This is a genomic window from Paracandidimonas soli, from assembly GCF_004342005.1.
GTDB lineage: Bacteria > Pseudomonadota > Gammaproteobacteria > Burkholderiales > Burkholderiaceae_B > Paracandidimonas > Paracandidimonas soli.
Map to the genome: position 1 here is coordinate 106,984 of NZ_SMBX01000004.1, position 18,410 is coordinate 125,393.

Annotated in this window: 18 protein-coding genes and 1 other RNA gene; 14 read left to right on the top strand and 5 right to left on the bottom strand. The window is 62.0% G+C overall.

The window, feature by feature from the left end; all coding sequences use genetic code 11:
• Positions 1-189 precede the first annotated feature (189 nt).
• Both EV686_RS09740 and EV686_RS09745 read right to left on the bottom strand, forming a co-directional pair.
• Positions 190-1,695, bottom strand: a complete 1,506-nt coding sequence (locus tag EV686_RS09740) for a tripartite tricarboxylate transporter permease (protein WP_132476345.1) — start codon at positions 1,693-1,695, stop codon at positions 190-192.
• A gap of 14 nt (positions 1,696-1,709) precedes the next feature.
• Positions 1,710-2,168, bottom strand: a complete 459-nt coding sequence (locus EV686_RS09745; RefSeq protein ID WP_132476348.1) for a tripartite tricarboxylate transporter TctB family protein — start codon at positions 2,166-2,168, stop codon at positions 1,710-1,712.
• A 350-nt stretch (positions 2,169-2,518) separates the two neighbouring features.
• Between EV686_RS09745 and EV686_RS09750 the strand changes: the two genes are divergently transcribed.
• The 3 genes from EV686_RS09750 (at position 2,519) to ssrS (ending at position 3,549) form a co-directional block, all read left to right on the top strand.
• Entirely contained in the window at positions 2,519-2,956 is a 438-nt protein-coding gene (locus tag EV686_RS09750) for a hypothetical protein (protein WP_132476351.1), read from the top strand.
• Positions 2,957-2,962: 6 nt separating this feature from the next.
• Complete coding sequence (locus EV686_RS09755) at positions 2,963-3,265, top strand: cell division protein ZapA (RefSeq protein WP_132476354.1); 303 nt, start codon at positions 2,963-2,965, stop codon at positions 3,263-3,265.
• Positions 3,266-3,366: 101 nt separating this feature from the next.
• A non-coding RNA gene (gene ssrS / locus EV686_RS09760) (6S RNA) lies at positions 3,367-3,549 on the top strand.
• Between the two features lie 58 nt (positions 3,550-3,607).
• Here ssrS and lgt read toward each other — a convergent pair.
• Entirely contained in the window at positions 3,608-4,405 is a 798-nt protein-coding gene (gene lgt / locus EV686_RS09765; protein WP_132476357.1) for a prolipoprotein diacylglyceryl transferase, read from the bottom strand.
• Between the two features lie 70 nt (positions 4,406-4,475).
• On the opposite strand from lgt, the gene EV686_RS09770 reads away from it, so the two are divergent.
• From EV686_RS09770 to EV686_RS09800, 7 genes are all read left to right on the top strand, one after another.
• On the top strand, positions 4,476-4,835 hold the full coding sequence (locus EV686_RS09770; RefSeq protein WP_243650829.1) for a c-type cytochrome: 360 nt from the start codon (positions 4,476-4,478) through the stop codon (positions 4,833-4,835).
• A 31-nt stretch (positions 4,836-4,866) separates the two neighbouring features.
• Positions 4,867-5,430: a peptide-methionine (S)-S-oxide reductase MsrA gene (gene msrA / locus EV686_RS09775; RefSeq protein WP_132476360.1), complete on the top strand. Its 564-nt coding sequence runs from the start codon at positions 4,867-4,869 to the stop codon at positions 5,428-5,430.
• Positions 5,431-5,619: 189 nt separating this feature from the next.
• The gene (locus EV686_RS09780) at positions 5,620-6,540 is read left to right on the top strand and encodes a helix-turn-helix transcriptional regulator (protein WP_132476363.1); all 921 of its coding nucleotides are present in this window, start codon (positions 5,620-5,622) and stop codon (positions 6,538-6,540) included.
• Between the two features lie 179 nt (positions 6,541-6,719).
• Positions 6,720-7,169, top strand: coding sequence for a MaoC family dehydratase (locus EV686_RS09785; protein ID WP_341539334.1), 450 nt, complete (start codon positions 6,720-6,722; stop codon positions 7,167-7,169).
• Between the two features lie 330 nt (positions 7,170-7,499).
• The gene (locus tag EV686_RS09790) at positions 7,500-8,063 is read left to right on the top strand and encodes a sigma-70 family RNA polymerase sigma factor (protein ID WP_132476369.1); all 564 of its coding nucleotides are present in this window, start codon (positions 7,500-7,502) and stop codon (positions 8,061-8,063) included.
• Positions 8,054-9,052: a FecR domain-containing protein gene (locus EV686_RS09795; RefSeq protein WP_132476372.1), complete on the top strand. Its 999-nt coding sequence runs from the start codon at positions 8,054-8,056 to the stop codon at positions 9,050-9,052. Before EV686_RS09790 ends, EV686_RS09795 begins: the two co-directional genes overlap by 10 nt.
• A 141-nt stretch (positions 9,053-9,193) precedes the next feature.
• A complete protein-coding gene (locus tag EV686_RS09800; RefSeq protein WP_132476375.1) occupies positions 9,194-11,617 on the top strand; it encodes a TonB-dependent siderophore receptor in 2,424 nt (807 codons plus the stop codon).
• A 166-nt stretch (positions 11,618-11,783) separates the two neighbouring features.
• Here EV686_RS09800 and EV686_RS09805 read toward each other — a convergent pair whose 3' ends face one another.
• Both EV686_RS09805 and EV686_RS09810 read right to left on the bottom strand, forming a co-directional pair.
• A complete protein-coding gene (locus EV686_RS09805; protein WP_132476378.1) occupies positions 11,784-12,425 on the bottom strand; it encodes a nucleotidyltransferase family protein in 642 nt (213 codons plus the stop codon).
• A gap of 6 nt (positions 12,426-12,431) precedes the next feature.
• Positions 12,432-13,352 (bottom strand): LysR family transcriptional regulator, encoded by a 921-nt coding sequence (locus EV686_RS09810; protein ID WP_132476381.1) that lies wholly within the window; start codon positions 13,350-13,352, stop codon positions 12,432-12,434.
• 212 nt (positions 13,353-13,564) lie between these two features.
• Here EV686_RS09810 and EV686_RS09815 point away from each other — a divergent pair, with 212 nt between their 5' ends.
• From EV686_RS09815 to EV686_RS09830, 4 genes are all read left to right on the top strand, one after another.
• On the top strand, positions 13,565-14,746 hold the full coding sequence (locus EV686_RS09815; protein WP_243650830.1) for a mandelate racemase/muconate lactonizing enzyme family protein: 1,182 nt from the start codon (positions 13,565-13,567) through the stop codon (positions 14,744-14,746).
• A 104-nt stretch (positions 14,747-14,850) separates the two neighbouring features.
• The gene (locus EV686_RS09820) at positions 14,851-15,840 is read left to right on the top strand and encodes a Bug family tripartite tricarboxylate transporter substrate binding protein (protein WP_132476384.1); all 990 of its coding nucleotides are present in this window, start codon (positions 14,851-14,853) and stop codon (positions 15,838-15,840) included.
• A 54-nt stretch (positions 15,841-15,894) separates the two neighbouring features.
• Positions 15,895-17,349 (top strand): aldehyde dehydrogenase family protein, encoded by a 1,455-nt coding sequence (locus tag EV686_RS09825; protein ID WP_132476387.1) that lies wholly within the window; start codon positions 15,895-15,897, stop codon positions 17,347-17,349.
• A gap of 47 nt (positions 17,350-17,396) precedes the next feature.
• Entirely contained in the window at positions 17,397-18,395 is a 999-nt protein-coding gene (locus tag EV686_RS09830; protein ID WP_243650831.1) for a Bug family tripartite tricarboxylate transporter substrate binding protein, read from the top strand.
• Positions 18,396-18,410 lie beyond the last annotated feature (15 nt).

The following is an 18,410-nucleotide window of genomic DNA, read 5'->3' on the forward strand; positions in this document are numbered from 1 at the left end:
TAATGAATCGCCGCTGGTGCGATGCGGACAGCTGCGGCGCTCAGGCCGGATTTTTTTCACGTTGAAAGCAGTCTTGCATCGCCGGGGGCGCTGGCATGAAAAAGCCCCCGGTTGCCGGCAATGCCGGTGCTCCGGGGGCTTCGTTCCTGCGCCGCACCCCACGCGGGGCGCGGCGGGAAGGGGGGTGCGTCAACCTTCGTCGACGAAGGCTTCCTCGCGTTTCTTCTTGACGGAGGGCAGTGCGACCAGGATGACCAGGAACGCGGCCATTGCCAGAAGCGTCAGCGACAACGGACGGGTGACGAAGGTCGTGTAGTCGCCGCGGGACAGCAGCAGGGCGCGGCGGAAGTTTTCTTCCATCATCGGACCCAGCACCAGACCCAGCAGCAGAGGCGCGCCTTCGCACTTCAGCTTGGCCCAGAGGTAGCCGATGGCGCCGAATGCCGCGGTGACCCAGATGTCGAATGCGTTGTAGTTCAGCGAGTAGACACCGATCGTGCAGAACACCAGAATGGCGGGGAACAGGACGCGGTAAGGCACAGTCAACAGCTTGACCCACAGTCCGATCAGCGGCAGGTTCAGGACGACCAGCATCATGTTGCCGATCCACATGGAGGCTACCAGGCCCCAGAACAGCTCGGGGTGGCTGCTCATGACCTGCGGGCCGGGCTGGATGTTGTGGATCGTCATGGCGCCGACCATCAGGGCCATCACGGCGTTGCCGGGAATACCCAGGGTGAGCAGCGGGATGAACGAAGCCTGCGAACCGGCGTTGTTGGCGGATTCTGGACCTGCCAGACCTGCGGGGTGACCCTTGCCGAAGCGCTCGGGATTCTTGGAAACCTTCTTCTCCACGGTATAGGAGGCGAAGGACGACAGAACGGCGCCGCCGCCAGGCAGGATGCCCAGTGCGCAACCGATGGCGGTACCGCGCACGACCGCGGGCCAGGCTTCCTTGAATTCCTGCTTGTTGGGATAGAGCTTGCCGACCTTGCTGTCGATCTCCACGCGCTGGTCGCGCAGTTCCAGGTTGGTCATGATTTCGGAGAAGCCGAACACGCCCATGGCGACCACGGCGAAGTCGATGCCGTCCTGGAGCTCGGGGATGCCGAAGTCATAGCGGGCGACGCCGGAGTTGACGTCGGTGCCGACCATGCCCAGCAGCAGGCCCAGCAGGATCATGCAAATTGCCTTGGGCAGCGAGCCCGAAGCCAGCACCACGGCGCCGATCAGGCCCAGCACCATCAGCGAGAAATACTCCGCCGGACCGAACTTGAAGGCGACTTCCGCCAGGGGAGGCGCGAAGCCGGCGATCATCAGCGTCGATACGCAGCCGGCGAAGAACGAACCCAGGGCGGCAATTGCCAGCGCGGCGCCCGCGCGGCCGTTGCGCGCCATCTGGTGTCCGTCCAACACCGTCACGACGGCGGCGGTTTCACCTGGCAGCGCCACCAGAATGGCTGTGGTGGAGCCCCCGTAGGCCGCGCCGTAGTAGATACCGGCCAGCATGATGAGGCCGGCGATGGGCGGCAGCACATAGGTGATGGGCAGCAGCATGGCGATCGTGGGAACCGGGCCGAGGCCGGGCAGAACGCCGATCAGTGTGCCCAGGATACAACCGAGCAGGCAGTACAGCAGGTTTTCCAGCGTAAACGCGACGGATAAACCCAGCGCAAGATTATCAAACAATTCCATCTTGGTTTCTCCGCTTAGCTAATGAATTGGGGCCAGAGCGGGAAGATGAGTCCCAGGCCTTTAATGAACGCCAGCCAGACGAAGATCAATATGAAGACAGCCGTCCCCAGTGCGACCTTCCAGTCGAAGTCGTGACTGGCCACGCTGCTGACCATGACGAGCAGGAACACCGAAATGTAGACGCCCAGGAAAGTGAATACCGTGCCGCACAGAACGACAGCGCCGATGATGATGAGAAAGATCTTCCAGTCGAACCTGCCGATCTCTTCCGCCTCGGCTTTCTTGGACAGGCCGCCCAGAGACACGACGGCGCCGATGAGCGCAAGACTGATGCCCAGCCAGAACGGGAAGTAGCCCGGTCCCATGCGGGCGGCGGTGCCCATGCTGTATTTGGTGGCGCCGAGCGCGAAGCCCAGGCCTATCGCTATGAACATTACGCCGGCCCAGAAGTCCGGCTTATTTCTTATCCGCATGTTTTTACATCTCCTAGACAGCGGTGAGTACTTGTGGTGCCTGCGTTTTTGAACTGTAGGTGCAGAACCAGCTGAGACATGTCGGGATGGTAATGGCGCGTCGATCGGCAACCCATCCAACAGGTTCCGAATGGTAATGAAAGGAAGGGCTGCTGCAAACCCAGATTTGCCCTTGATTAGGGGGGGTTTACCCTAAAATCCGGTGACTTTTTTCGTAACCGGGAGGATGTTCCCCTGCTGAATCGTCGAATTGAAAGTTAAATGAAAGGTAATGGAAAGAGCCATGAAAGGTTACTTATGCTTTATCATTTTCTATTCCATCGTCCTCAGGATGGTTTACGATAGCGCCCATGTTGCAAGATCTCGATTCCCTCGCCGCCAGGGTCCGCCAGTTGGTTCTGGCCACCCGCGATTTCCAGTCGCAGCGTACAGAGCTGCAGACACAGATTGCGCGTCTCGAACAGGAGCGCAATGCCTTGCGCCAGCAGCTCGATGAGCGCGAGTCCCAGTTTTCCAATGCGTCCGAGCAGCTTGCGCAGCACCAGACTTCGCTGCAGTCGCTGACGCAGGAATACGAAGCCAGGCTCGCCGCTGCGCAGGCCGAGGCGCAAACCGCGGCGGAATCGCTGCGGCGCGAATTGCAGCAGTGCCAGTCCGAGCGCGATGCGGCGCTCCGGCAGGCCCAGACAGCGCAGGCGCAGGCCGACAGGCTGCGCTCCGCCGCGGGCCAGGCCCAGGAGCTCGTGGATACTGTTCTCATGCGCCTGCCTGGCGCACCCCAGGAGTAACGCATCATGGAACGCGTCGACATTTCCATTCTGGGCCGGGATTATTCGCTGGCCTGCCTGCCTTCCGAGCGCGACTCGCTGATGGCGGCGGTTCGCATGGTGGACCAGCGCATGCTGGCCGTGAAGAACTCGGGCAAGATCGCCGGCAATGAGCGCATTGCCGTCATGGCCGCGATACAGATCGCGGCGGAACTGTTGTCCATGCGCGCGCCCGACGGCCCGCTGGGCAACGTCGCCGTTGGCGACTTCAAGCGCAAGATCGACGAGATGCATGGCTTGCTGGACCAGGCGCTTGGCTCGGCACGGTGAATGGCCGGGGACTAAAGCGTAAGCTTTGATCTGCGACAGCTGCGATGCATAAAAGGCATGGGAAAGGATCGCATGATCCGCTTTTTTAGTGTCTAATATCGCTAACCCTGCTGTGTTCGTGACATGGCTATATATTCCTTGAACCAATGCTTATGGCATTAGGTTGCCCGATAGATCGGATAAGTGCGATCGTCTTAGCTGACGAACCCAAAGGCCGACTGAAGGCGACCACCTTGAACCCTCGGTTCCAGGATGCCGGCCTTGACGGCACGTGCGGGGCACTTATTCCTGAAAGCCTGTCCTTGCGACAGGCTTTTTTCTTTTCGCACGCAGGCGTCCGATTCAACCCGGCTGCCCGTGGCTTGGCCGCCTTGTCGTCCGCAGGAAGATCAGGACGCCGATAAAGATCATGGGCAGCGACAGCCACTGGCCCATGGTCATGCCGCCGGCCAGAACGCCGAGAAAGGCGTCGGGCTCGCGCGTGTATTCGACCAGGAAGCGGAAGATGCCGTAGCCGATCAGGAATACGGCGCTGACTTGTCCCGTGGGGCGAGGCTTGCTGGAGAACCACCACAGCAGCAGGAACAGCGTGATGCCCTCCAGCCCCATCTGGTAGAGTTGCGAGGGATGCCGCGCTAGCGTGTCGCCCGCCTGCGGGAACACCATGGCCCAGGGAAGGTCGCTGGGGCGTCCCCAGAGTTCGCCGTTGATGAAATTGCCCATGCGGCCCGCGGCCAGGCCGAGCGGTACCAGCGGCGCGATGAAATCGCCGATGTGCAGCAGCGTCGTGCGTTTCTTGCGAGCGAACAGCAGCAGGGCAAGAATGACGCCGATCAGGCCGCCGTGGAAAGACATGCCTCCTTGCCACAGAAAGAAGATTTCCCAGGGTTTGCGCAGGAATGCGTCGAACTGGTAGAACAGCGCGTAACCGATGCGCCCGCCGGCCACCACGCCCAGAACGCCGTAGAAAATGATGTCCTCGAGATCGCGCTGGGTAAGGTCTGTCAGCCCCTGGCGTATGCGTCGCCGGCCAAGCAGCCAGACGAGCGCGAACGCCAGCAGGTACATCAGGCCGTACCAATGGATTGCAAGGGGGCCGAGCTGGATTGCGATGGGATCGAATTGCGGATGATGCAGCATAGCGGTGCCTGGAGTCAGTTATCATCGGCGATAATAACGCGAAGCGACTGACCTTGATGAGAAATGCCGTATGCGAGCTTCCCGCCGCCTGACATCCGCCGTCTTTTTCCTGCTGGCCTGCAGTCAGCCATTACCGGCCATGGCGTCGGGAAGCACGGGCCTGGAACGCGCCAAAGCCAATGTATGCCTCAGCTGCCACCAGATCGACAAAAAGCGCGTCGGACCGTCGTTCGAAGCCATAGGCGAGCGCTATCTTCCGGTCCAGGGCGCCATCGATTATCTTGCCATCGTCATCAAGGATGGCGGGCGCGGGCGCTGGGGAGCGGTTCCCATGCCCGCCCAGCCGCAGGTGAGCCACGCTGACGCGCTGGTCATCGCGCAGTGGATCCTCGAACTCGCGGCGAAGAAACAGCCGGGATCCGGATCCTGATTCCAGCAAGGCCGTTTCCACGGGAGGTGTCATGAGCGAAGACAGACAGGCAGTCGATACCACTGAACTCGCCGTGTTCGGCGGCGGCTGCTTCTGGTGCACCGAAGCGGTGTTCAGGCAGATACGGGGCGTGCTTTCCGTCGAACCGGGCTATTGCGGCGGCGCGGGCGGTGCGCCCAGCTACGAACAGGTATGCGCCGGCGGCACTGGACATATCGAGGTGGTTTCCGTGCGCTTCGATCCGGCGCTCGTTTCATACGACGATCTGCTGGTGGTGTTCTTCGCGACGCACGACCCCACCTCCATGGACAGGCAGGGCAATGACGTCGGCTCCCAGTACCGTTCCGTCATTTTCTGGCAGACGCCGCAGCAGCAGGCGCAGGCGCAGGCATGCATCAAGTGGCTGAACCATCAGTTGCCGGCGGAGCGGCAGGTCGTGACGCAGTTGCTGCCGGCGGCCCGGGTATGGCCGGCCGAGGGTTATCATCGCGACTACTACGCGCAGCATCCGCAGCAGGGCTATTGCCAGTTCGTCATCGCGCCGAAACTGGATAAGCTGCGCCAGCGCTTCGCGCACATGCTCGCCGGCGGGTAAGGCGGGCCGAACCTGCACTATTGATTGATTTTTATCAACGATCGCTTAGGAAAGAGTGCAGTTTTCTGCAGATTTCGGCCGCGCTGCGCGTGAGTCGTTCTATAGTTTGCCTGATGCCGTCTCTGTGTATTTGAAACGTCTATTGGGAACTGCCAGGTGAAGCCAACTATTCTAGGTCGTAAGACTGCAATGGATTTGCAGGAAGCCCGCCTTGGTGGCGATTCCTTCCTGATCGGACTGGGCAAGCGTGTGCGCCGGTTGCGTACCGAGCGCCACATGACGCGCAAGGAAACCGCGCTGGCGGCGCAGGTGTCCGAGCGCCATCTCGCCAATCTCGAGCTGGGCGTCGGCAACGTCTCCATCCTCGTGCTGCTGCAAATCGCGCGCGCGCTGGGCTGCGAGCTGGCCGAGCTGGTGGGCGATGTGACCACCTCCTCGCCGGAATGGCGGCAGATACGCAGCCTGTTGTCCGATCGCAGCGATACGGAACTGCGCCAGGCGCACGAAGCCTTGTCCACGATTTTCGCCGGCTATGGACAGGGCAGGAAAAGCAAGAGCGTGCGCCAGCTGGCGCTGGTGGGCCTGCGCGGCGCGGGCAAGACGACGCTGGGCCGCATGGTGGCGGGAAAGCTGGGCTATCCCTTCATCGAGCTGGAAACCGAGATCGAGAAACTGGCGGGCTGCAGCCTGCTGGAGATCCATGGCCTTTACGATGCCAGGGCCTATCGCCGCTACGAGCGCCAGGCCCTGGAAAATGTCCTGGCGGCCTACCCGGAAGTGGTCATCGCCGTTCCGGGTTCGCTGGTGGCGGAGCCGCAGACGCTGGAATACCTGCTGGCCAATTGCTATACCGTATGGGTGCGCGCCAATCCCGAAGATCACTTCGAGCGCGTCATGGCGCAGCGCGGCAGCTATACCGCGGCGGATGAGGCAGAGGCCCTGCTGGATCTGCGCCGCGTGCTGGCAAGCCGCGAACCCCTGTTCGCCAAGGCCGACTGGGTCTGCTCGACCAGCCGCCGCGGCATCGACGAGTCGTTCGGCAATCTCTGCCGACACATCGAAGTCGCTACCGCGGTAGCCAGCGACGGCAACTACGCCGGCAGCCACTGAAGCGAACCTGAGGCGTTGAACCCGCGCGCCGCCCGGCGGCGCATCCGCGCATCGATACCGCGTGCCCACGAAGGCCGGACTGTTCCCTCGGCTCGCAAGCGGTTACACTTGTCTGTTCACGCAATGCCGCACGACTTCACCCGTTCCCTCCTCAGGGCAGGGGAGATGCGGCAGTATCGGTGGAGACAGGAATGAAGTTCAGCGAATTGAAGGTGGGCATGGTCCTGAGCCATCCGCCGGTTACGGTGGAGAAGCAGGACATGCTCGACTTCTCACGCAAATACGACCCGCAGTGGTTTCATGTGGATGAGGCCCGCGCGGAGCAGGGAAGATGGGAAGGCCTGATCGCCAGCGGGTGGATGACCTGCGGCATCGCCATGCGCATGGCGGTGGAAACCGTGCTGAGCGACTCCGATTCCTTCGGCTCCCCGGGGCTGGAAAACCTGCGCTGGCTTGCGCCGGTCAGACCGGGAGACAGTATCCGGCTGGAGGCCACGATAGACAGCAAGCGTATTTCGTCCACCCGATCGGATCTGGGCATCCTGCGCTGGACGTGGCGCGTCTACAATCAGCACGACGTGCAGGTCCTTGAGGTCGAAGCCGTCAATATGTTCGATCTCGCTGATTGACCACGCGCCCAAGCGCAAGCCTCGGACTTCAGTCCGAGGTCAAGCGAGGCAGTGTTCATATGGCGCCGCAGGCGCCCCCGTATTGTGGCGGGGAAGCTCCCGGCTTTAGCCGGGAGTGACTCACCTCAGCCAGTCAGAGCGCAAGCCCCAGTCTTCCTGCCGGGGCTTTTGCCGCCGGGCCGCCCCAAGGCAAAAGGCGCCCCCTTGGGGGCAACAATGTCGGGAGCAGCAAAAGGCGAACACGGATTCAGGTTATATAATAAAAATAAGAATCGTTCGCTAATACAGTCAGAAGCCAAGACTGAACGCGCTCTACTGCGCTGGTTTTCCATGTCCGTCACTCCCGACCCTTTGCGGCAAGAAGTCTCCCTGATGTATGTCCATCATCATGGGTGGCTGCGCGCCTGGCTCAATAAAAAGCTGGGCGACAACCATCAGGCCTCCGACCTGGCGCATGACACCTTCGTGCAGTTGTTGTCACGTACTGAGGTCATTGCTGCCAAAGAACCGCGTGCTTTTCTGTTGACGGTGGCGCAACGGGTGCTCTCGAACCATCGCCGTCGGGCCAGGCTGGAGCAAGCTTATCTTGAGGCCCTTGCAGGCCTGCCGCAGGAGGTGGTCATTTCGACGGAAGAGCGCGTCATGCTGCTGCAGGCCTTGCTCGAAATAGATAAGCTGCTGGCCGGCTTGCCGCTTGTGGTGCGTCGGGCCTTTCTGCTGTCGCAGGTAGACGGCATGAAGCATGGGCAGGTTGCGTCAGAGTTGGGGGTGTCCGTGGCCACCGTCAAGCGCTACTTGGCCAAGGCTGCGTATCAATTCTGCTTTGCTGGCCTGACCTCCAGCAATGCTGCGCTGGACGGGGGAGGTTCGTCCGAGACCGGGGCATGCTCGTGAGCCAGGCGCCCATTCCCGAGGCGGTCGCGCGGCAGGCCATCGAGTGGATGCTGGCCTTGCAGGCCGAAGACGCGCAAGACAGCGTGCGCCAGGCCTGGCAGCTATGGCTGGGTCAGCACCCGGACCACGCTCGGGCCTGGCAACGCATTGCTGACATGCACGGCAATCTGCAAGGCCTGGCGCTGCCCTTCAAGTCGGCGCTTGCGCATGCCACGCTGGCGCCGAGTCGCTCGTCAAGGCGGCGACAAGCCATACAAACGTTGGTTGCCTTGTTGTGCGTCGGGGGGGCGACGTCCAACGGCTATCGCTACCTGCCTTGGCGTACATGGACGTCGGATTACCGTACCGCGATTGGTCAACAGCGTGTCGTGACGCTGGAAGACGGTTCAACACTCGACCTGGACACCGATTCTGCCGTGGACGTGGCCTATCGCAGCCACGAGCGCTTATTGCGTCTGCATGCCGGACGCATCTGGGTCAATGCGGTGGCAGACGTTGTTTCGGGGCGGCTATTTTGCGTCGAAACCCAGGAGGGGCGCATACAGACCTTGCAGGCGGAGTTCGTCGTACAGCAGCGGCACGAGCTCAGTCGTGTCGCCGTCGCTTCGGGTGAACTCGGCATACGGCCGTTGCGCAGCGTCGGCCCGGCCACGCTGTTGCGGGCAGAGCAGCAAGCCGATTTCACTTTGTTGTCCGTCGGAGTGCTCGAACAGGCGCCTGCCAACGACTGGGCCTGGCGCAAGGGCATGCTGATCGTGGAAGGGATGCCCCTGTCAGACTTCCTTCAAGCCTTGGGCCGTTACCACCCGCAGGCCTTGTCCTGCGATCCAGCGGTGGCGGGCCTGAGAATATCCGGCTCCTTCATTGTGGAGGACCTGAGCAGGGTTATGGACACCTTGCAGGCCACCTTGCCCATTTCGGTGCAGACACGCCGACGTCCCTGGGGAAGCGAGTCGGTGCGCCTGATGTCGCGCGGGCAGTCCGCATAGCGTGGCGCGGGCGCGCGGCGTTTTTTTGATTGTGTCTTGTGGGTGATGTGCTGTGTGAGCCGTTTTTCTGGTCTTGCGTGACATGGATAGCAGGAGAAGCAGATTGCTTCGTATTTCACTATCCGTTGCGAGCACAACCCCATGGCTTTGAATCCCGCCCGCAGGTATGCTGCGGCCTCTCGTCATTCTCTGAAAACGCTGGTTATTGCACTGGCCCACCGGGGCGTCGTATCCATCGTGGCTTTGCCTGTGCTTGCTCCAGTATCGGCCCAGGCGAAAAACGTCGCTCAGGAACACCGCTACGCCATTCCGGCTGGCCCGCTGACGCAAGCGTTGAGCCAGTTTGGCCGCGAAGCAGGCATCATGGTGTCGTATACCCCGGAACTGACCGATGGCAAGACCAGCCCCGGCGTGCAGGGCCAGCATTCGCCCGCTTCGGCTCTGACACAACTGCTGGCCGGCACCGATCTGGAGGCTGCGTCCACGCGCAGCGGCAGTTTTGTGCTGCGGCGTGTCGTGGCTGCGGATGTGACGACGCTCGAGCCTGTGACCGTTTCCGGCAAGGCGCCCGGCTCCATCACGGAGGGAACGGGCTCCTACACCACGTGGTCCACCAGCAGTTCCACGCGGCTGAATCTGACGCCGCAGGAGACGCCGCAGGCCGTCACGGTGGTGACGCGCCAGCGTATCGCTGACCAGAGGCTGAACAGCCTTAGCGATGTGCTGGATGCAACTGTTGGCGTCACCACGAAGCCATTCAGTCTGGGTACGGATAGCCCGCAGATGTGGGCTCGCGGTTCCAGTATCACCAACTTCCAGATCGACGGTGTGCCGATTTCTTCGTCGATGAACAATTATCTGCAAAGCACTGTCATGTACGATCGTGTGGAAATCGTCAAGGGTGCCACTGGAATCATGAGTGGCCTAGGCACTCCGGCTGCAACCATCAATATGATCCTCAAGCGTCCGACGAAAGAGCCGCAGGCTAGCATCAGCGCCGAAGCCGGAAACTGGCAGCGCTACGGGCTGGGGATGGACATGTCCCGCCCACTCAACGAAGATGCTTCCGTGCGCGGCCGGCTGGTGGCCGATTACAAGCGCGATGGCGCATGGACCGAAAATTACAAGCAGGACTACGGTGTGCTGTACGGTATTGGCGAAATAGACTTGGGGCCTCGTACGTTGCTGAGTGCTGGCTTCAGCCACATCACCCGCAATACGGACTCGCCGGTTCGGGCATTCTGGGAGGTCTACACGAATGGTCAGCCGACGGGGGCTTCGCCATCAGACGGTACTTCTCCTGATTGGGCCTACTATGACCACCAGATGAACAGTATCTTCGGATCGATCGAGCACACGTTCGATTCCGGTTGGAGCGTCAAGGCCGAATTGAGGCATGGCCGTCACGAGTACGAGGCGCGTATGCTTGCCCCTGTCGGCGCAGTGGATCAAGCAACCGGCTTGGGCGGCATGGTGGATAGAATCCGCTGGGCCAGCGAAACCGAGCAGACGAGCCTGGATGCCTATGCCACTGGCCCATTCTCGCTGTTTGGCCGGCGGCATGAGTTGATCGGAGGTGTCACGCTGTCCCGCTTGAACCAAGACAGCCCCGCCTATCCGTGGTTGCCGCGGCAGAGCATCACCAATATATTCAATTGGGCCAGCGAGGTGTCGAAACCTCAGGCGGACGCCCAAACCGGCTATACCAAGACGAGGGAATACCAGTACAGTGCCTATTTGAATTCCCGTCTGCAATTAAGCGACGCCACGAGCCTGCTGCTGGGAAGCCGTCTCATCAACTGGAAGCAGGACAGTGAGTCCGTTACCTATTCCAGCGGCAATGTAAGCTCGGTGCATCTGCGGGAAAAGAACATCTTCGTTCCCTATGTCGGAATCGTACATGCGCTGAATGACACCTACTCGGTGTACGCCAGCTATACCAAGATCTTCAATCCACAGCCTGACTATGTGATCGACATTAACGGCAACCGGCTGGCTCCGGAGGAAGGTACGAGCGTCGAAGTTGGTATCAAAGGCAGTTTTGCCGATGGTGCATTGACGTCCAGCCTGTCGCTGTTCCGTACCCAGCAGGATACCTACCCTGAATGGGATGGCACGACGCGCACTTACACGGCGCTCAATGGCATAACCACTAAAGGCGTGGAAGTCGAACTGGCCGGTGAACTAATGCCTGATTGGCAGATCAGTGCAGGTTATACCTACAGCGAAGTGCGCGGCACGGACGGTCAGCGCCTCATGACCCGCATTCCGCTCAATACCGCCAAGCTGTTCACCAGCTATCGCCTGAAGGGCGACTGGAACAAGCTCACGCTAGGCGGCGGCATCCACTGGGAGAGCAAAACCGGTGATCAACTGTCGGTTCTGACGCAGCATAGCTATGCTCTAGTCAATCTGATGGCACGCTATGAGTTCAGCAAGCAGTTGTCTGTCGCCGCGCACCTCAACAACGTTTTCGACAAACGTTACCTCATGGGCGTTGCGGATACGCGGGGCATTTACGGTGCCCCGCGCAACGTCATGGTCTCGGCCAAATACAGCTTCTGAAATGCTGCCTTGTATGTCTCGGCTTTTTTCTTCCGCCATTCCATTCGCGCCGCTGACCGCAACCGCCTTGCATTGATGCGTCGACCTATACCATCAAGCGCACGATCGACCTGCGGTAAACCTTGCTGCCTGATTGCCCAGCGTGGGGGAAACGGCGCTGCGCATATCAGTCTGCGGAGCCGCCCAGCTGCGCGACCGTATCGATATCGCGGATCACGCCCGGGTCGTCGCATGGCATCAAGTGAACCGCATGAGCCAGCATCAGCGAGCGGGCTCCCATGTCTCCATCGAGCGCGGAGAGTTCGCCGAACAACTGTGCGTCGAAGCGCACGGGGTGGCCGCGCTGCTCGCGGTACAAGGGAGCGGCGATGGCGGCGTCCGTTCGCAGCAGGCTAAGCCTGCGTATGGTGTCGCACTGTATCCACGGCATGTCCGCCAGTGCGACGAGGCACATTCCGGGCGGCCGCTGGCCGGCTGAAATCGTGCGTATGCCGGCCGCCAGAGTGCTTCCCATGCCGCGTTCGGCATGGGGATGGACGAGGATCTCGCAGCCGGCCAAGGCCAGTTCATGCCGCAGCGCTTCGTCATGCTCGGGGATGACGGCGACGACGCGCGCCAGGACGCGCTTGAGCTGCATGGCGCTGGCGCGCGCCACGGCAAGGCCCGAGCCGGGCAGCGGCGCCAGCAGCTTGCCGCGCAGCAGGCCCGCATCGGCAAGGCCGGAGGCGGAAGCGCGGAAACGCGATCCGCTTCCCGCCGCCAGCAGCAGGCCGCAGCAGATGCTTGCGTCAATGAGGTCTGCGTCCATCCGCGATCATTTTCCTGTGATTTTCGAGTAAAGCGGCCCCAGCGCCAGGATGTGGCTTGTCAGCGTCGCCATGAATACGGCGGTGGCCGGGCTGAGAGGGCGGCGCGGGTGCGTGGCGCAGACGACCTGCCGGATCAGGCGTGGTGAAACGATGGAGCGCCATTGCAGGCGACCGCGCTCCAGCCTGCGATGCACAGCGCTGCGCGGCAGGATGCTGGCGAACGAGGTGGACTCGACCAGCTTGATGATGCTGGTGACCGAATCGGTTTCCAGGGTGGGAGTCAGGTCTATGTTTTCGGCCTGGGAAAAGCTTTCCAGGATGCCGCGCAGGCCGTGGTGGCGGGTAGGCAGTACCAGGCTGAGCTCGGTTGTTCCTTGCAGCGATACTTCCGCAGGCAGGTGCTGGTTGGCCTCGACGCTGGTGATCAGGCCCAGCTCCTCGTCGATGATGTAGTCCATGTTCAGGCCCAGCGGGCGGCGCGGACGGTTGATGATGGCGGCGTCGATGCGTCCCCCGGTGACCCAGTCGGCCAGCATGGCGCTGTAGCCGTCGACGACGGTTACGTTGACATTGGGGTGCAGCGCGGTGAATTCGCGCAATGCATCGGTAAGCACCCCATGCGCGATGGAGGCGATCATGCCTATGTTGACGTGGCCGCTGAGCTCGCCTTCCTTTTGCAGCAGTTGTTCCCGTGCGTGGAGAAAGTCGCGCATGATGGGCAGGAACAGCCGGTACATCCGCCGGCCGGCCGACGTGGGGTGCATGCCTTGCGTGCTGCGTTCGAACAGCTGCTGGCCGATCTCGTCTTCAAGCTTGGCGATCTGCATGCTGAGCGCCGGCTGGACGATGTTCAATCGTTTGGCGGCGCGGGTCGCGGTGCCTTCTTCGAACAGACAGATGAAATACTGTATCTGTCGTAGTTCCATAGCTTGTCCTTGTTGTATCAATAGTATTGATGATGTTCCGTCGGCACCCGCTGGAACAGAAGGATGATAACCGGTTTATGCCGTAGAAATTTAGAAATCAACAATACTGATAAAGACAATAATTAAATATTAATTTACCTTATCGATGCGGCTCAATAGAATTCCGGCATGACAGGAGTGCGCGAAATGCGGCTCCGGTATGTGGAGACAAAATGAGCGAAGCATTGCGTGCGATGCCGGCGGGAGCCGGGAAACTGACGATCCGGGACGTGACGGCATATGCCGTATCGTTTCCCGTGGATGCCGCCGGCAGCGTTCAGCTGGGGGTCGGCAGGACCGTCAAGCGCGATGCCGTGGTCGTCAAGGTGACGACCGAATGCGGCCTCGTCGGATTCGGCGAATCCCATCACGGCAGGGCGCATACCACGATCGCGCATTTCATCAACACCGCGCTGCGCGATATGGCGCTCGGACAGGATGCCGGAGATACTGTCGGCCTGTGGCGGAAAATTTATAAAAGCCAGCTGCAGGGCATGGGGCTGGGCGCGGCCTGCGTGCTGGCCATGAGCGGCCTGGACATGGCGCTGTGGGATATCCGGGGAAAGGCGGCAGGCTTGCCGCTGTACCGCCTGCTCGGCGCGCAGCGCCGGGCGCTGCCTGCCTATGCGGGCGGCGTGGCGCTGGGATGGCAGGAGCCTGAGTTGCTGGCCGATGAGGCGCAGCGTCATGTGGAAAGCGGCCTGAAGGCGGTGAAGCTGCGCATCGGCGATACGCCCGAGCGCGATCTGGCGCGCATTCGCGCCGTGCGCAAGCGCCTGGGCGACGGCATCGAGATCCTGACGGACGCCATGATGTCCTATCGTCTGGACGATGCGCGCAAGGTCGTTCCCGCCATGGACGAACTGGGCGTGGGCTGGCTGGAAGAGCCTTTCGCAGCGCACGACTACCAGAACTACGAAACGGCTCGCGCGTTCGGCCGCGTTGCCTTTGCCGCGGGCGAGAACCACTACACACGCTTCGAGTTCACGCGCCTGCTGGAAACGAACGCCGTCTCCATTCTCCAGCCCGATCTTTCCAAGGCTGGCGGAATCACGGAGGTGTTGCGCATTGCCGCGCTGGCCTCTGCGTACCACTTGCCGGTGCATCTGCATTCCTCCATGACCGGCATCAATATGGCGGCGACGATCCACGTCATGACTGCGCTGGACAACGCAGGCTACTTCGAGGCCGATGTATCGCGCAACAACCATTTCAGGGACACCCTGGTGCGTATGCCGTACCGGGTCGATGCCGAGGGTTGCGTCCATGCGCCGGACGGGCCGGGTCTCGGGGTCGAAGTCGACGAGGACTTCATTGCGGCGCATCCCCCTATCGAGGGGCCTGCCTATCGGTGAGGTCCGGCCAGGACTGCGGTCGATATCGGAAACCATGCGGTTCGTCACGGCAGGGAGCGGCCGGGCCGGCGGCATTACAGCAACAGAAAACAAGGAGAGAGACGATGAAAGCAAACAGGCGAAAGCTGATTGGTGGCACGCTGGCAATGAGTGCGGTGCTGGCCGCGAGCGGAGGCATGGCGCATGCGCAGGAAAAAGGTTTTCCGGATCGCATGGTGCGCATCGTGGTGCCGTACCCGCCGGGAGGATTCAACGACACGCTGGGCCGCCTGGTGGCGGCGCGGCTGGCGGAAATGTGGAAACAGAGCGTCGTCGTGGAAAACAAGCCGGGCGCCGGCACCATGATAGGCACGACCCAGGTGGCACGCGCGCCGGCCGACGGCTATACGCTGTTGGTGAACCAGTTTCCGTTCGCGGCCAACCCTTTTCTTTACAAGAAGATGAACTACGACACCAGGGCGGATTTCGCGCCTGTGGTGCTGGCGGGCCGTTCGCCCATGCTGCTGGTCGTCAATGAGTCGGCGCCTTACCGGTCGGTGGCCGATCTGCTGCAGGCGGCGCGCAAGGCGCCGGGAACAGTGACGTATGGCTCGTCCGGCAGCGGATCCTCCAACCACCTGGCGATGGCGTTGTTCGAAAGCATGGCCGGCATTTCGCTGGTGCAGGTGCCGTACAAGGGCAGCACGCCCATGCTGACGGACCTGGCAGGCGGCCAGATCCCCGTGGCGTTCGATGCTTTCCCGCACGTCCTGCCATTCATCCAGACGGGCAAGATCAGGCCGATCGCCATCGCGGACGACAAGCGTTCTACGCTGATGCCCGATCTGCCCACCATCAGCGAGTCCGGCGTGCAGGGATACGAGGTGTCCTCGTGGCACGGGTTCATGGTGCCTGCCGGCACGCCGCAGGACATCGTGCAGAAACTGAATCGCGATATCAACGCGGTGTTGGAAGAAGAAGCCGTGAAAAAAACGTTCCGTGAGCAAGGTGTCGTGCCCGATGGCGGCAGCAGCGAGGCGTTCGGCCGGTTCATCGATCAGCAGATGGCCCTGTGGGAGCGTGTCGTGAAAGATGCGGGCATCCATGCGGAATGAAGCTCCGCGCCATAGCGGCGGAGATGAACAGGCGGAAACTACAGGAGAAGTGACGTGAGTGCAGATGCGCTGAATCTGGTGGGAGGGATATGGCAGCCGTCGCTGGCGGGACGTGTTGCTGAAAGCCACAATCCGGCCGACGGCAGCGTGCTGGGCGTCTTTCCCGACAGTGGTCGGGAGGATGCGCGCATGGCGGTCGAGGCGGCGGCCAAGGCGTTCAATCGGGCGGGCTGGTCGCAGAATCCCCGGCTCAGGCAGATGGTGCTGCTGCGCTGGGCGGACCGGATGGAGCAGGCGCAGGAATCCCTGGCGAAGCTGCTGACGCTGGAGAACGGCAAGGTGCTGGCCCAGTCGCGCGGGGAAATCGCGGCGGCTGTTTCCGAGATCCGCTATTACGCGGGGCTGGCGCGATATCTGCCGGGACATGTCTTCGAGGTCGAGCCGGGCTGCTATTCCACGCTGATCAAGGAAGCGGCGGGCGTGACGGGCATCATCGTGCCGTGGAATGCGCCGGCCGTGCTGCTGATCCGCTCACTGGCGCCGGCGCTGGCGGCTGGCTGCACGGCGGTGGTCAAGCCGGCGGCGCAGACGGCGCTGGTCAGCGCCGCCATGATCCGCGCGCTGCACGAAGCCGACGGGCTGCCCGATGGCGTGGTCAACCTGCTGTCCGAGACCGGAGCCGATGTGGCGTCGTTCCTGGTGGAGTCGCCCGATGTCGAGGTCATCAGCTTCACGGGATCCAATCAGGTCGGCCAGAAAATCATGGCGGCGGCTGCGCCGACGATGAAGCGGCTGTCGCTGGAACTGGGCGGGAAGTCGTGCTGCCTGGTGTTCGACGATGTCGATGTCGCTCCCGTGGCGGATGCGCTGGCGCGCGCCGCCACCATCATTTCCGGGCAGCAGTGCACGGCAGCGCGCCGCGTGCTCGTCCATGCGTCCCGCTATGAGGAAATGAAGGCGGCGCTGGCCGGGGCGCTGGGATCCCTGCGCGTGGGCAACGGTATGGATGAGGGCGTGCAGATGGGGCCGCTGATCGACGAGGCCGCCTGCAGCCATGTGGAATCGCGCATCCAGGCGACGCTGGATGCCGCGGACGAGGTGGTCCTGCGCGGCGGCAGGCCCGAGGGCGCCGCCTCCAGCAGCTTCCTGCTGCCTACGCTGGTGGCGCATCGCGATACCGGCGCGTTCTTCATCCAGGAGGAGATCTTCGGACCCCTGCTGGTGCTGGAGTCGTTCGAGGACGAGGCGGAGGCTGTCGGCCGCGCCAATCACACGGAATATGGATTGTCGGCCAGCATCTGGACGCGGCATGGCGCGCGCGCCATGCGCGTCGCCAGGGCGCTGCGCAACGGTACGGTCTGGATCAACGATCACAACAAGCTGTTTGCCGAAGCGGAAACGGGAGGATATCGCCGCAGCGGGCTTGGCCGGCTGCACGGTTACGACGCCCTGCTGGACTTCCTGGAAACCAAGCACATCTACCAGGACGCCGGCGTGGTGGGCGTTTGATGGAAACCAAGCAGTATCTATTTCGATAATACCAAGGAGAGTGGAACATGAAGACAACATGGAATATGAAGCTGGCGGGCATGCTGGGCATGGCCACGCTGGTGGTGGCCGGCCTGGCGACGAGTGCGGCGGCGCAGGCCAATGAGGCGGCCGGTTATCCCAATCAGCTAGTGAAGATCATCGTGCCCTATGCCCCTGGCGGATTCAACGATACGCTGGGCCGCATGTTCGCGCGCGCCATGCAGGAGTCCATGGGGCAATCCGTCGTCGTAGAGAACCATGGCGGTGCGGGAACGGTGGTCGGTACGCGCCTGGTCTCGCGCGCACCCGCCGATGGGTATACCTTGCTGGTCAACGGCTTCCCCTTCATTCTGAATCAGTTCCTGTACAAGGAACTGCCCTACAAGAATACGGATTTCACGCCAGTCATCGCCGGCGCCAAGTCCAATAATCTGCTGGTGGTGCGCGCCGATTCGCCGTTCAAGTCGGTCAAGGATCTCGTGGATTATGCCAAGGCGAATCCCGGCAAGCTGAATTACGCCACCGCTGGCAACGGCAGCTCCAATCACGTCACGATGGAGTATTTCAAGTCGGTGGCCGGCATCAAGATGATGGGCATTCCCTACAAGGGCAGCGCGCCCATGGTCACGGACCTGCTGGGCGGCCAGGTGGACGTCATGTTCGACAACGTGCCGCACGTGCTGCCGCACGTCCAGGCGGGCAAGATGCGCGCGCTGGCCATCACCAACGCGGAACGTTCGTCGCTGGCGCCCGAAGTCCCGACGATTGCCGAACAGGGCTATCCGGGCTTCGAGGTGTCGGTTCCCTACGGCCTGCTGGCTCCGGCAGGAACGCCGCCGGCGATCGTCGAGAAGATCAACGGCGTGCTGCAACAAGCCATGAAGACGCCTGAGTTCACGAAGGTGTTCGAAGCCCAGGGCGTCGAAGCCATGAGTGGATCGGCCGAGGACTTCGGCAAATTCATCGAAGCCGAATCGGCAAAGTGGAAACCTGTCGTGGAGCAGGCGGGCATCGTGCTGAACTGAGGGACCGGGACGGAA

Excerpts from the sequence above, each read along its gene's own strand:
- EV686_RS09745 (WP_132476348.1), bottom strand. The coding sequence starts at position 2,168 with ATGCGGATAAGAAATAAGCCGGACTTCTGGGCCGGCGTAATGTTCATA.
- EV686_RS09815 (WP_243650830.1), top strand. The coding sequence starts at position 13,565 with ATGAGCGAAGCATTGCGTGCGATGCCGGCGGGAGCCGGGAAACTGACG.
- EV686_RS09805 (WP_132476378.1), bottom strand. The coding sequence starts at position 12,425 with ATGGACGCAGACCTCATTGACGCAAGCATCTGCTGCGGCCTGCTGCTG.
- EV686_RS09810 (WP_132476381.1), bottom strand. The coding sequence starts at position 13,352 with ATGGAACTACGACAGATACAGTATTTCATCTGTCTGTTCGAAGAAGGC.
- EV686_RS09800 (WP_132476375.1), top strand. The coding sequence starts at position 9,194 with ATGGCTTTGAATCCCGCCCGCAGGTATGCTGCGGCCTCTCGTCATTCT.
- EV686_RS09750 (WP_132476351.1), top strand. The coding sequence starts at position 2,519 with ATGTTGCAAGATCTCGATTCCCTCGCCGCCAGGGTCCGCCAGTTGGTT.
- EV686_RS09740 (WP_132476345.1), bottom strand. The coding sequence starts at position 1,695 with ATGGAATTGTTTGATAATCTTGCGCTGGGTTTATCCGTCGCGTTTACG.
- lgt (WP_132476357.1), bottom strand. The coding sequence starts at position 4,405 with ATGCTGCATCATCCGCAATTCGATCCCATCGCAATCCAGCTCGGCCCC.
- EV686_RS09795 (WP_132476372.1), top strand. The coding sequence starts at position 8,054 with ATGCTCGTGAGCCAGGCGCCCATTCCCGAGGCGGTCGCGCGGCAGGCC.
- EV686_RS09755 (WP_132476354.1), top strand. The coding sequence starts at position 2,963 with ATGGAACGCGTCGACATTTCCATTCTGGGCCGGGATTATTCGCTGGCC.
- EV686_RS09830 (WP_243650831.1), top strand. The coding sequence starts at position 17,397 with ATGAAGACAACATGGAATATGAAGCTGGCGGGCATGCTGGGCATGGCC.
- EV686_RS09790 (WP_132476369.1), top strand. The coding sequence starts at position 7,500 with ATGTCCGTCACTCCCGACCCTTTGCGGCAAGAAGTCTCCCTGATGTAT.
- EV686_RS09780 (WP_132476363.1), top strand. The coding sequence starts at position 5,620 with ATGGATTTGCAGGAAGCCCGCCTTGGTGGCGATTCCTTCCTGATCGGA.
- EV686_RS09770 (WP_243650829.1), top strand. The coding sequence starts at position 4,476 with ATGCGAGCTTCCCGCCGCCTGACATCCGCCGTCTTTTTCCTGCTGGCC.
- EV686_RS09820 (WP_132476384.1), top strand. The coding sequence starts at position 14,851 with ATGAAAGCAAACAGGCGAAAGCTGATTGGTGGCACGCTGGCAATGAGT.
- msrA (WP_132476360.1), top strand. The coding sequence starts at position 4,867 with ATGAGCGAAGACAGACAGGCAGTCGATACCACTGAACTCGCCGTGTTC.